Origin of the sequence: Streptomyces sp. NPDC097619 (assembly GCF_040302735.1) — a bacterium.
Lineage (GTDB): Bacteria > Actinomycetota > Actinomycetes > Streptomycetales > Streptomycetaceae > Streptomyces.
The window spans coordinates 23,346-35,899 of sequence record NZ_JBEOSD010000075.1; the positions used below are offsets into that span (position 1 = coordinate 23,346).

At 72.0% G+C, this 12,554-nt stretch carries 10 protein-coding genes; 7 read left to right on the forward strand and 3 right to left on the reverse strand.

Annotated features, from left to right (window positions below; translation table 11 throughout):
• Window positions 1-135 precede the first annotated feature (135 nt).
• From ABTZ17_RS21010 to ABTZ17_RS21040, 7 genes are all read left to right on the forward strand, one after another.
• Window positions 136-3,801: a nitrate reductase subunit alpha gene (locus ABTZ17_RS21010; protein ID WP_352197180.1), complete on the forward strand. Its 3,666-nt coding sequence runs from the start codon at window positions 136-138 to the stop codon at window positions 3,799-3,801.
• Window positions 3,802-3,805: 4 nt separating this feature from the next.
• The gene (gene narH, locus ABTZ17_RS21015; RefSeq protein WP_352197181.1) at window positions 3,806-5,335 is read left to right on the forward strand and encodes a nitrate reductase subunit beta; all 1,530 of its coding nucleotides are present in this window, start codon (window positions 3,806-3,808) and stop codon (window positions 5,333-5,335) included.
• Window positions 5,332-6,048: a nitrate reductase molybdenum cofactor assembly chaperone gene (gene narJ / locus ABTZ17_RS21020; protein ID WP_352197182.1), complete on the forward strand. Its 717-nt coding sequence runs from the start codon at window positions 5,332-5,334 to the stop codon at window positions 6,046-6,048. Before narH ends, narJ begins: the two co-directional genes overlap by 4 nt.
• Window positions 6,045-6,773: a respiratory nitrate reductase subunit gamma gene (gene narI, locus ABTZ17_RS21025; RefSeq protein ID WP_352197183.1), complete on the forward strand. Its 729-nt coding sequence runs from the start codon at window positions 6,045-6,047 to the stop codon at window positions 6,771-6,773. Before narJ ends, narI begins: the two co-directional genes overlap by 4 nt.
• Window positions 6,770-7,996, forward strand: a complete 1,227-nt coding sequence (locus tag ABTZ17_RS21030; RefSeq protein ID WP_352197184.1) for a TIGR04053 family radical SAM/SPASM domain-containing protein — start codon at window positions 6,770-6,772, stop codon at window positions 7,994-7,996. The genes narI and ABTZ17_RS21030 overlap by 4 nt, the downstream gene beginning before the upstream one ends.
• A gap of 30 nt (window positions 7,997-8,026) precedes the next feature.
• Window positions 8,027-9,409: a protoporphyrinogen oxidase gene (hemG, locus tag ABTZ17_RS21035; RefSeq protein ID WP_352197185.1), complete on the forward strand. Its 1,383-nt coding sequence runs from the start codon at window positions 8,027-8,029 to the stop codon at window positions 9,407-9,409.
• A gap of 82 nt (window positions 9,410-9,491) precedes the next feature.
• Window positions 9,492-11,021 carry an alpha/beta hydrolase gene (locus ABTZ17_RS21040; RefSeq protein ID WP_352197186.1) on the forward strand — a complete coding sequence of 510 codons (1,530 nt, stop codon included), beginning with the start codon at window positions 9,492-9,494 and terminating at the stop codon, window positions 11,019-11,021.
• A 130-nt stretch (window positions 11,022-11,151) separates the two neighbouring features.
• Here the strand turns inward: ABTZ17_RS21040 and ABTZ17_RS21045 are convergent, their stop codons facing one another.
• The 3 genes from ABTZ17_RS21045 to ABTZ17_RS21055 are packed head-to-tail and all read right to left on the reverse strand — an operon-like array spanning window position 11,152 to window position 12,331.
• Complete coding sequence (locus ABTZ17_RS21045; protein ID WP_502994768.1) at window positions 11,152-11,583, reverse strand: DUF6941 family protein; 432 nt, start codon at window positions 11,581-11,583, stop codon at window positions 11,152-11,154.
• 60 nt (window positions 11,584-11,643) lie between these two features.
• The gene (locus ABTZ17_RS21050; protein WP_352197188.1) at window positions 11,644-11,976 is read right to left on the reverse strand and encodes a type II toxin-antitoxin system HicB family antitoxin; all 333 of its coding nucleotides are present in this window, start codon (window positions 11,974-11,976) and stop codon (window positions 11,644-11,646) included.
• 1 nt (window position 11,977) lies between these two features.
• Window positions 11,978-12,331 carry a type II toxin-antitoxin system HicA family toxin gene (locus tag ABTZ17_RS21055; protein WP_352197189.1) on the reverse strand — a complete coding sequence of 118 codons (354 nt, stop codon included), beginning with the start codon at window positions 12,329-12,331 and terminating at the stop codon, window positions 11,978-11,980.
• Window positions 12,332-12,554 lie beyond the last annotated feature (223 nt).

The following is a 12,554-nucleotide window of genomic DNA, read 5'->3' on the forward strand; positions in this document are numbered from 1 at the left end:
CTGCGGATCGGGACCTTTGTCACCGGAACGGCGTCTTCCGGGGACGTACGGTCGATTCCTGGGGCCTCCTGCCCGGTATTCCCCGGGTGCCGCCGGGGCCCGGAACAGCATGTCTTCCCGGCCTGGAGGGTCGCGTTGCAGAAGCATCAGGGCGCAGCACAGGACGCCGCCGACGCACTGGTCAGGGCGGGGAGCTTCTTCACCCGCGCCGAGGTGTCCGAGGACCTGAGGACGGTGCACCGCACCGGCGGTCGGGCTGCCGAGGCCTTCTACCGGGACCGGTGGAGCCACGACAAGGTGGTGCACTCCACGCACGGGGTGAACTGCACCGGGTCCTGCCGGTGGAAGGTCTTCGTCAAGGACGGGATCATCACCTGGGAGACCCAGGCCACGGACTATCCCTCGGTGGGTCCGGACCGGCCCGAGTACGAGCCCCGGGGGTGCCCGCGCGGCGCCTCCTTCTCCTGGTACAGCTACTCCCCCACCCGGGTGCGCTACCCGTACGTCCGGGGCGCGCTGCTGGAGATGTACCGGGAGGCGAAGGAGCGGCTCGGCGATCCGGTGCTGGCCTGGGCGGACATCCAGGCGGATCCGGAGCGGCGCCGGCGGTACCAGCGGGCCCGCGGCAAGGGCGGCCTGGTTCGGGCGACCTGGGAGGAGGCGTCCGAGCTGGTGGCCGCCGCGCACGTGCACACCATCAAGGAGCACGGGCCGGACCGGGTGGCGGGCTTCTCCCCGATTCCGGCCATGTCGATGGCCTCGCACGCGGCGGGCGCCCGCTTCCACTCCCTCATCGGCGCGCCGATGCTGAGCTTCTACGACTGGTACGCGGACCTGCCGGTGGCCTCGCCGCAAGTGTTCGGCGACCAGACGGACGTGCCGGAGTCCGGGGACTGGTGGGACGCGGCCTACCTGATGATGTGGGGCTCGAACGTCCCCGTGACCCGGACCCCGGACGCGCACTGGATGGCCGAGGCCCGCTACCGCGGTCAGAAGGTCGTCACGGTCTCCCCCGACTACGCGGACAACACCAAGTTCGCCGACGAGTGGATGCACCCGCACCCGGGCACGGACGGGGCCCTGGCCCTGGCGATGGGGCACGTGATCCTCAAGGAGTTCTTCGTCGACAAGGAGACCCCCTTCTTCGCGGACTACGTGCGCCGGTACACCGACCTGCCGTTCCTGGTCACCCTGAGGGAGACGGAACAGGGCCTGGTGCCGGGCAAGTTCGTGACCGCGGCCGATCTCGGGGAGGACACCGAGAACGCCGAGTGGAAGACGGTCCTGCTGGACGAGGCCACGGGCGAGCCGGTGGTCCCGAACGGCACCCTCGGCCACCGCTGGGGCACGGGCGAGCAGCCCGACTGGAACCTCGACCTCGGTGACACCGTGCCCCGACTGACCCTGCACGGCGACACCGACGGGACCGCGGAGACCGCGGAGATCGTGCTGCCGCGGTTCGAGGCCGACGAGGAGGGCACCGTCCGCCGCGGGGTCCCGGTCCGACGGCTCGGCGGACACCTGGTCACCACCGTCCTCGACCTGATGCTGGCCCAGTACGGGGTGGCCCGGCCGGGGCTGCCGGGCAGCTGGCCCACCTCCTACGAGGACGCCACCCAGCCCGGTACCCCCGCCTGGCAGGAGTCCCTGACCTCGGTGCCCGCCGCGCAGGCGACCCGGGTGGCCCGGGAGTTCGCGGAGACCGCCGAGAAGTCGCGGGGCCGCTGCATGATCCTCATGGGCGCCGGCACCAACCACTGGTTCCACTCCGAGACGATCTACCGCTCCTTCCTGGCACTGCTGACCCTCACCGGCTGCCAGGGCCGCAACGGCGGCGGCTGGGGCCACTACGTGGGCCAGGAGAAGTGCCGCCCCGTCACCGGCTGGGCCACCCTCGCCGCCGCCTCCGACTGGTCCCGGCCGCCCCGCCAGATGATCGGCGCCGCCTGGTTCTACCTGCACACCGGCCAGTGGCGGTACGACACCCTGCCCGCGGAGGCGCTGGCCTCCCCGCTGGGCACGGGGGCCTTCGCCGGGATGTCGGGGGCGGACTGCCTGGCCGCCTCGGCCCGGATGGGCTGGATGCCCTCCTACCCGACCTTCGACCGCAACCCCCTCGAACTGGGCGCCGCCGCCGACCCGGTGGCGGAGGCGGTGGCCGAACTGAAGGCGGGCACCCTCGGCTTCGCCGGGGAGGACCCCGACGCCCCCCGGAACTGGCCGCGCGTGCTCAACGTGTGGCGGGCCAATCTGCTCGGCTCCAGCTCCAAGGGCAACGAGTACTTCCTCAAGCACCTCCTCGGCACCCACTCCAACCTGCCCGAGGACGGACCGCGCTGCTCGCCCCGTGACGTCACGTACCGGGAGGAGGACGTGGAGGGCAAGCTCGACCTGCTGATGAGCATGGACTTCCGGATGACCTCCACGACCCTGCTGTCGGACGTGGTGCTGCCGGCCGCCACCTGGTACGAGAAGCACGACCTGTCGTCCACGGACATGCACCCCTTCCTGCACGCCTTCACCCCGGCCGTGGACCCGCCCTGGCAGGCCCGTTCCGACTACGACGCCTTCCTGGCGATCGCCCGCCGCTTCGGCGAGCTGGCCGGGGAGCACCTGGGCGTCCGCAAGGACCTGGTCGCCACCGCCCTCCAGCACGACACCCCGGGCGGGGAGATGGCCCAGCCCGGCGGGGTGGCCCTGGACTGGTCGAAGGGCGAGTGCGAGCCCGTACCGGGCCGCACCCTGTACAACCTGGCCGTCGTCGAGCGGGACTACGGGGCGGTGGGCGAGAAGTTCGCCGCGCTGGGTCCGCTCGTGGACCGGCTGGGCGTGACCACCAAGGCCGTCACCTACGAGGTGTCGGAGGAGGTCGCCTACCTCGCCGCGAAGAACGGCACGGTCCGCGGCGGCCCGGCCGACGGCCGTCCCCGCCTGGACACCGCGCAGCGGGCCTGCGAGGCGATCCTGTCGCTGTCGGGCACCAGCAACGGCCGGCTGGCCACCCAGGGCTTCGAGACCCTGGAGAAGAAGGTCGGCACCCCCCTGGCCCACCTGGCGGCCGAGGCCGAGGGCAAGCGGATCACCTTCGCGGACACCCAGGCCCGGCCGGTGCCGGTGATCACCTCTCCGGAGTGGTCCGGCTCGGAGTCGGGCGGCCGCCGCTACACCGCCTTCACCGTCAACACCGAACAGCTCAAGCCCTGGCACACCCTCACCGGCCGCCAGCACTTCTTCCTCGACCACGACTGGCTCCACGAGGTCGGCGAGTCCCTGCCGGTGTACAAGCCGCCGCTGGACATGCACCGGCTGTACGGCGAGCCCGAGCTGGGCAGCACCGACGGCACGAGCGTGGCGGTGCGGTACCTCACCCCGCACAACAAGTGGGCGATCCACAGCCAGTACCAGGACAACCTGTACATGATGACGCTGGGTCGCGGCGGCCAGACGGTGTGGATGTCCCCGCAGGACGCCGAGGCCATCGGGGTCGCGGACAACGACTGGATCGAGGCCGTCAACCGCAACGGCGTGGTCACCGCCCGCGCGATCGTCTCCCACAAGATGCCGCCCGGCACGGTCTACATGAACCACGCCCAGGAGCGGACGGTCGGCGTCCCCAAGACGGAGAAGACCGGCCGCCGCGGCGGCATCCACAACTCCCTGACCCGCGTGATGCTCAAGCCCACGCACCTCGTGGGCGGTTACGCCCAGCTCACCTGGGCCTTCAACTACCTCGGCCCGACCGGCAACCAGCGCGACGAGGTGACCGTGATCCGGCGCCGCTCGCAGAAGGTGGAGTTCTAGTCGCATGCGCGTCATGGCACAGATCGCGATGGTGATGAACCTCGACAAGTGCATCGGCTGCCACACCTGCTCGGTCACCTGCAAGCAGGCGTGGACCAACCGGCAGGGCACCGAGTACGTCTGGTTCAACAACGTCGAGACCCTCCCCGGACAGGGCTACCCGCGCCGCTGGGAGGACCAGGAGAAGTGGAAGGGCGGCTGGGAGCGGACCCGCTCCGGCCGGCTGCGGCTGCGGGCCGGCGGCCGGCTGGCCAAGCTCGGCAAGCTGTTCGCCAACCCCGACCTCCCGGAGATCGCGGACTACTACCAGCCCTGGACCTACGAGTACAAGAACCTCACGGAGGCCCCGGCCGGGCAGGACCTGCCCGTGGCCCGCCCCGTCTCGCAGGTCACCGGCGAGCCCGTGGACAAGATCGAGTGGGGTCCGAACTGGGACGACAACCTCGGCGGCGCCCCCGAACACGGCCCGAAGGACCCGGTGATCGAGAAGATCCGGGAGGAGGTGGGCGAGAAGATCCGCTTCGAGTTCGAGCAGAGCTTCATGTTCTACCTGCCGCGGATCTGCGAGCACTGCCTGAACCCGGCCTGCGTCTCCTCCTGCCCCTCCGGGGCCATGTACAAGCGGGAGGAGGACGGCATCGTCCTGGTGGACCAGGACCGGTGCCGCGGCTGGCGGATGTGCGTCACCGGCTGCCCCTACAAGAAGGTCTACTTCAACCACCACACCGGCAAGGCCGAGAAGTGCACCTTCTGCTTCCCGCGGATCGAGGTGGGCGTGCCCACGGTGTGCTCCGAGACCTGCGTGGGCCGGATGCGCTACCTGGGCGTGATGCTCTACGACGCCGACAAGGTGGCCGAGGCCGCGGCCGTGGAGGACGAGCAGGACCTCTACCCGGCGCAGGTGGAGTGCTTCCTCGACCCGCACGACCCCGAGGTGGCCCGCGCCGCCCGCGCCTCCGGGATCACCGAGGAGTGGCTGGACGCCGCCCGCCGCTCCCCCGTGTACGACCTCATCGCCACCTACCAGGTGGCCCTGCCCCTGCACCCGGAGTACCGGACCATGCCGATGGTCTGGTACGTGCCCCCGCTCTCCCCGGTGGTCGACGCCGTGGCCGCCACCGGCCGGGACGGGGAGGACGCCGGCAACCTCTTCGGGGCCGTGGACGCCCTGCGCATCCCGGTGGAGTACCTGGCGGAGATCCTCACCGCCGGGGACACCCACGTGGTGGAGGCCGTGCTGAAGCGGATGGCCGCCATGCGCTCCTACATGCGGCGGATCAACCTCGGCGAGGAGCGGGACGAGTCCCTGGCCCGGGCGGTCGGCCTGACCGGCACCGAGCTGGAGGACATGTTCCGGCTGCTGGCCGTGGCCAAGCTGGAGGACCGCTTCGTGATCCCCACCGCCGCCCGGCCCGAGGCCGAGGCGCTGGCCGACGGCCACCCGCTGCCCGCCGAGGAGGCCGGCTGCCCGGTGGGCGCCCTGCCCTCCCCGAAGGCGACCCTCAACCTCGGCGCCACCCGGAGGAACCCGTGACCACCGCGCCCCTCGGCCCCGACGCCCTGGTCCGCCTCGTCGCGGGCGCCCTCCTCCAGTACCCCGGAGACCGCTTCCACGATGAACTGCCACGGCTCCGTGCGGCCCTCACCGGGGCGTCCCCCGAACCGGCCGCCCTTCTCCGGGCCTTCCTCGACGAGACCGAGACCCTGGCCCCGCTCGCGCTGTGCGAGCGGTACACGAACACGTTCGACACCCGCAACCGACGCTGCCTGTACCTGACCTGGTGGACGGACGGGGACACCCGGCGGCGCGGCCTGTCGCTGGTCCGCCTCAAGCGGATCTACCGGGACTTCGGCCTGGAGTACGCCGGGGAGGAACTGCCCGACTTCCTGCCCGTGGCCCTGGAGTTCGCGGCCCTGCGCGAGGAGGCCGGCACCGAGCTCCTCCAGGAGCACCGGGCCGGTCTGGAGCTGCTGCGGCTGGCCCTCGCCGAGTCCGGCGGCCCCTACGCCCCGGTGCTCACCGCGGTCTGCGCCACCCTGCCCGGCCCCTCCCCCGAGACCAAGGCCGAGGCCCGCGCCCTCGCCGCGAGCGGGCCCCCGCAGGAACTGGTCGGCGCGGGCACCGCCCTCGAACCCTTCGGCCCCGGACTGGACGCCCCCGAGGACCTGCCGGTCGCCCTGCGCGGCGGCGGCCCCGCCCCCCGCGACCTCCCCTGGCCCGCCCTCCCCGAAAGGCTGCCCGCATGACCGACCTGCTGCTGTGGGGCGTACTGCCGTACGTCTCCGTCGTCCTGCTGGTCGCGGGCACCGTCTGGCGCGCCCGCTACGACAGGTTCGGCTGGACCACCCACTCCAGCCAGCTCCACGAGTCCCGGCTGCTGCGGATCGGCTCCCCGCTCTTCCACTTCGGCATGCTCTTCGTGGTGCTGGGCCACGTGGTGGGACTGCTGGTGCCGATGAGCTGGACCGACGCCCTGGGCCTGAGCGACCACGCCTACCACCTGATGGCCGTGTCCACGGGTGCCGTCGCGGGCCTGGCGGCCGCGGTGGGCATCGGGATCCTGGTGTGGCGACGGTTCCGGGTGCCGGCCGTGCGCCGCGCCACCCTGCGCAGCGACCACCTGATGTACACCTTCCTGCTCGGCGCGATCCTCCTCGGCATCACCGCGACCGTGCTCAACTCCACGGGCGCGACGAATGGTTACAACTACCGCGAGGGCATCTCCCCGTGGTTCCGCAGCCTGTTCACCCTCTCCCCGGACCACGCGCTCATGCAGGGCGCGCCGTTGGCCTTCAAGCTGCACATCCTGTGCGGGTTCACCCTGTTCGCGCTGATCCCGTACTCGCGGCTGGTGCACATGTTCTCGGCGCCCGTGCGGTACCTGTTCCGCCCGTACGTGGTCTACCGCCGCCGGGACCCGGAGCTGCTGGCCAACCGCGAGCAGAAGCGCGGTTGGGAGCGGGTCTCGTGAGCGCCGCGCGCCGACCGGCCGTGGTGCGCCGTCCCCGGCACCCGGTGGGCGAACGCCCCTTCATCGTGATCTGGGAGGCCACCCGGGCCTGCCCGCTGGCCTGCCTGCACTGTCGGGCCGAGGCGCAGACCGCCCGGCATCCCGAGGAGCTGGACGGGGCGGCGGCCCGCCGCGTGATGGACCAGGTGGCGGCCTTCGGGCGGCCCTCCCCGCTGTTCGTGATCACGGGCGGGGACCCCTTCCAGCGGCCCGATCTCATCGAGCTGGTCGCCTACGGCACCCGGCTCGGGCTGCGGGTGGCGGTTTCGCCCTCCGGGACGCCGACCCTGACCCGGGAGAACCTGGCGGCGATCCGGGAGGCGGGGGCGGTGGCCGTCTCGCTCTCCCTGGACGGCTCCACCGCCGAGCGGCACGACGCCTTCCGCGGCGTGCCCGGGGTGTACGAGTGGACCCTGGAGGGCTGGCGGGCGGCCCGGGAGCTGGGCCTGAAGGTGCAGGTCAACACCACGGTGACCCGGCACAGCCTGGACGACCTGGCGGACGTCGCCGCGGTGGTGCGGCGGGAGGGGGCCCTGCTGTGGTCCGGCTTCCTGCTGGTGCCGACCGGGCGCGGGGAGCGGTTGGACGGGCTGACCCCGGAGGAGACCGAGGACGCCCTGCACTTCCTGTACGACTGCGGGGCGGTGTTCGCGACGAAGACCACCGAGGGGCACCACTTCCGCCGGGTGGCGCTCCAGCGGGCCGTGCTGGACGCCCGCGGCGAGCGGCCGGAGCTGGGGCCGCTGTACGCGCGGCTGTCCGAACGGGCGGCGGAGCTGGGGTTGTTCGAGGGCGAGCGGCGGGCGGTGCGGCGGCCTCCGATGGACGTGTCCTCCGGCCGGGGGTTCGTGTTCGTCTCGCACACCGGCGAGGTGCACCCGAGCGGGTTCCTGCCGCTGTCCGCGGGGAACGTCCGCGAGAGCGAACTGATGGACCTGTACCGGGGGTCCGAGCTGTTCACGGCCCTGCGCGACCCCTCCCGGCTGGGCGGGAAGTGCGGCCGGTGCGAGTTCAGGACGGTGTGCGGGGGCTCCCGGTCCCGGGCCTACGGGGTGAGCCGGGACGTGCTGGCGGCGGATCCGTACTGCGCGTACCGGCCGGGCTCCTTCCCCTACCAGGAGGAGCTGCGGGTCCTGACCGAAAGCATGAGGACACAAGGGACACCCAGCCCATATGTTCAGTAAGGGAACATTTCTCTGCGGGAGAGCGGACACATGCATTCGGTGATCGTCGTCGGCGGTGGCATCAGCGGACTCGCGGCGGCCTGGGAGCTGCGCGGACGGGCGGACGTCACCGTCCTGGAGAGCGCGCACCGGGTCGGCGGCAAACTGCGGACCGGCACCCTCGCCGGGGTCACCGTGGACGAGGGCGCCGAATCCCTGATGGCCCTGCGCCCCGAGGCCGTGGAACTGGCCGCGGCCGTCGGACTGGGCGACGCCCTCTGCGATCCGGCCCGGTCCCCCACCACCATCTGGACCCGCGGCGCCCTGCGCCCGCTGCCCGCCGGCCACGTGATGGGCGTGCCCACCGACCCGGCCGCCCTGGAAGCCTCCGGGCTGCTCTCCCCGGAGGGCGTGGCCCGGGCCGCCCGCGAGGCGGAACTGCCCGCCCCGCCGCTCGCCGACGACTGCTCGGTGGCCTCCTACCTGGCGGGCCGCTTCGGCCAGGAGACCGTGGACCGGCTGGTGGAACCCCTCCTCGGCGGCATCTACGCCGGACGGGCCGACCGGCTCTCGCTCCGGGCGGCCATGCCCCGCATCGCGGCGGTGGCCGAACAGGGCGGCGCGCTGCTGCCCGCCCTGCTGCGGATGCGGGCCGCCGGCGCGCCCCGCCCGGCCCCGGTGGCCGTCCAGGGCGTCCGCGGCGGCACCGGACGCTTCCCGCAGGCCGTGGCCGCCGCCTCCGGCGCCCGGATCCTCACCTCCACCACCGCCCGCTCCCTCCAGCGGCTGCCGGGCGGCGGCTGGCGCGTGCAGGCCATGACCGGGGACGGCCCCCTGACCATGGCGGCCGACGGGGTGGTCCTCGCCCTGCCCGCCCACGCCGCCGCCGAGCTGCTGCGCCCGCACTCCCCGATGGCCGAGGAGGAGCTGGCGGGCATCGCGCACGCCTCCACCGCCGTGATCACGATGGCCTTCGCCCGGGACCGGGCGCACGCCCTGCCCACCGGGAACGGCTTCCTGGTGCCCCCGGTGGACGGACACCTGCTGAAGGCGGCCTCCTTCCTCTCGAACAAGTGGTCCTGGCTGGCCGAGGCCGCCCCGGAGACCTTCGTGCTGCGGGCCTCGGTGGGCCGGGCCGGCGAGCAGGGCCCGCTGGACCTCACCGACCGGCAGCTGGTCCGGGCCGCCATCGGCGAACTGCACCTGGCCGCGGGCCCCCTCGGGGAGCCGGTGGCGACCCGGGTGACCCGCTGGGACCGGGGACTCCCCCAGTACGGGGTGGGGCACCGCGAGCGGGTGGGCCGGATCCGCGAGGCCGTCTCCAAGCTGCCCGGCCTCGCCGTCTGCGGGGCCGCGTACGAGGGCGTGGGCGTGGCCGCGTGCGTGGCCACCGGCCGGGCCGCGGCCCGCGGACTCCTGGCCCCCGCGGCCTGACCCGGGCCGTCCGGCCCGCGGCCGGGCACCCGCATGGGGTAGTGGGCGGGCGGGCTCCCGCGGACCGGCAGAGGATGGGCCCATGCCGACCTCCGCCGGGCTGCGTGGCGCAGCCGCCCTGACCGCCGCCCTGCTGGCCCTCGCCGGGTGCTCCGGCTCGAACGACGACGGCTCCGTGAAGGCGGCGCCCGAGCTCCGCTGGGACTCCTGCCCCGCCCCGAACGCCGCCGAGGGCGACGGCCGCCCGCCGGGCGCCGAGTGGGAATGCGCGGGCCTGGACGTGCCCCTGGACTACGACGACCCCGACGGCAAGACCATCGAGCTGGCCCTCATCCGCTCCAAGGCCCTCGACCCCGGGAAGCGGATCGGCTCGCTCGTGTTCAACTTCGGCGGGCCCGGCGGCTCCGGGGTGGCCGCGCTGCCCGGCGCCGCCCAGGACTACCAGCGGCTCCGGCAGCGCTTCGACCTGGTCTCCTTCGATCCCCGCGGCGTGGGCCGCAGCGCGCCCGTGACCTGCCTGGACGACCGCCGATTGGACGCGTACTACCAGGGCGACTCCTCCCCGGAGGGCCCGGTCGAGGAGAGGGCCTACCTGGACGGGCTCAAGCGGTACGCGGCGGCCTGCGAGAAGAACTCGGCCACCGTCCTGCCGCACGTGGGGACCCCGGACGCGGCCCGCGACCTGGACCGGATCCGGCAGGCCCTGGGCGACGAGAAGCTGTACTACTTCGGGATCTCGTACGGCACGGAACTGGGCGGTGTGTACGCCCACCAGTTCCCGGACAAGGTGGGCCGGGCCGTGTTCGACGCGGTGGTGGACCCGACCAAGACCTCCGAGCAGGGCTCCCTCGGGCAGGCCCAGGGCTTCCAGCTGGCCCTGGGGAACTTCGCGAAGGACTGCGTGGACCGCGGGGAGGACTGCCGGCTGCCCGGCACCACCGCCGAGGAGGTCGAGCAGGGCATCGTGGACCTCCAGAAGCGGCTGCGGGCCGCCCCGATCCCCGGCAGCGGCGACCGGAAACTGACCGAGACCGCCGCCACCAACGGCATCGCGCAGGCCCTGTACTCGAAGGAGTTCTGGCCGCTGCTGGAACAGGGCCTGGACGAGGCCGACGGCGGCCAGGGCCAACTGCTGCTCGCCCTGTCCGACGCGATGAACGGCCGGAACCAGAACGGCACCTACAGCAACATCGGGGCCGCCAACACGGCCATCAACTGCGCCGACTACGAATCCCGTTACACCCTGGCGCAGACCAAGGCGGCGCTGCCCCGGTTCCGGGCCGCCTCGCCGGTCTTCGGGGACTTCCTCGGCTGGGGGCTGCTCGGGTGCAGCGCCTGGCCGGTGCCCGGGGCCTGGGAGACCCCCGACGTCAGCGCGCCCGGCGCCGCCCCGATCCTGGTGATCGGCAACACCGGCGACCCGGCCACCCCCTACGAGGGGGCCCGGAAGATGGTCGAGCGGCTCGGCGAGGGCGTGGGCGTGGAGCTGACCTTCGAGGGCGAGGGCCACGGCGCCTACAACAGCGGGGACCGCTGCGTGCAACGGGCGGTGGACGGCTACCTGCTGGACGGCAAGGTGCCCGCGGCGGACACCGTCTGCAAGGCCACCTGACCGGCCGCCGACCCAGTCGGTGGTACATCTTTACGTCGGCAGGGGTCTTCCTGGGGCACCGCATGCTTCGCGGGTACCACCAGGAGGGAGCGGCATCCGTCCTGTCCCTCGGCGCATCCGGACAGAACTCTCAGTCAGCAGCTCGTCCGCCTCCAGGCTGACCTCGCACCGAGAATGAGAGCTGCCAACCCTCCTCGGTCTGCCCATCCAGCGTAAGACGCCAGGTGTAGCGCTTACCTGGCATCAGAGGAAGGGGTCCTACACCGATCGCAAGCGGCACGTCCAGCGGAGTGCCCGGGGCGAGCCCGGGTGGGCGCCCCACCTCGACCTGCCCTTCGATCCGGAGCGGCTGCAGGCCCAGGGGGCCCTGCTGCTGCACTGCCTTACCGTCTTGATCAACGAGCTCCAGAACGAATTTGATCGGAGTATTGGCCTGGTTCCACGGCACCTCGATCTTGAGCGCTACGGCGCTGGGGCTGGGCATCGGCCCCGTGACGCTCCACCCTCCACCAGAAATGAAGAGCTTGCCCTCTGCCACCTGTGCGTGGTCACAGAGCATCATGGTCACCCTCATAGGGCGAACGGTCCTTTCAGGAGACCAGCGTCCTGTCATCGCCAGCTGTCAAGCGTAGGTCGGGCTGCTCATCACGACCTTGACCGTTGCTGTTGTGCCGGTTACGACGACGACTGGTGCGACATCGTCTTGCGAGCCTTGCAGCCACATTGGAGCACTGGGCGAAGCATTGAGGATCTTCACTGTGTTGCCCGGCCTCGGCTGACTGACTTGCTCTCGAAATTCGAACGGTTCGCCCTCCAGGTAGAAGGGCAGCCCGTCCTGAACAAGCCCCCTCACCTCGGCGAGCGAGTCCCCGACAGCCGCAAAGCCCGCAACATCCCGAGACTCTGCCCACCAGGAGCCGCCTTCTTGGTGGTAGAGCACAGTAATGGTCTGCATCTCACTTCCCTCCCAGGAGTCGCAGGGCCGCATCAGGGCTCAGTCCGATGTCATTGACAAGGTACTTCCGAACAAGCCCAGGCGGTACGGTGACTCCGTCATGGAAAGAGAAGAGCAACTGTGGGTAGCCCTCTGACCTCAAGATGCGATGCGATCCCTTCTGTCGAACGATCACATAGCCGAGCGGTTGGCGCAGCAGCACCCCTAGCAGGGCACTTGCCTTCATAGACGGAAACTCGGGCGGCACGCGGCAAGCATTCCATGTCGCTGTACGCGCCGGCCCTAAGTTCATCAGATGCGCTGAAAGCAGTGTGAAACCACTGCGATCGTCGTTCTTCGCTGGTACCTCACGCATTCCGGAAGACTTGCCCTGGCGCAGATGGCAGGCCGCAGGAGACTCCTCAAAGCCGCTCGTTCACATCTGAGCGGCCTCTTGCGGACCGACCGGCACCGCCCGCACGGCACGGCCGGTGACGTGCCGCGGGCCCGCACCCCGGGAAGGGGGGGGGGGGCCGGGCCCCCCCGGGGTGAGGACGCCACGGGAACTCACGAACAGAGGGGTTATATGTGGTGTGTGG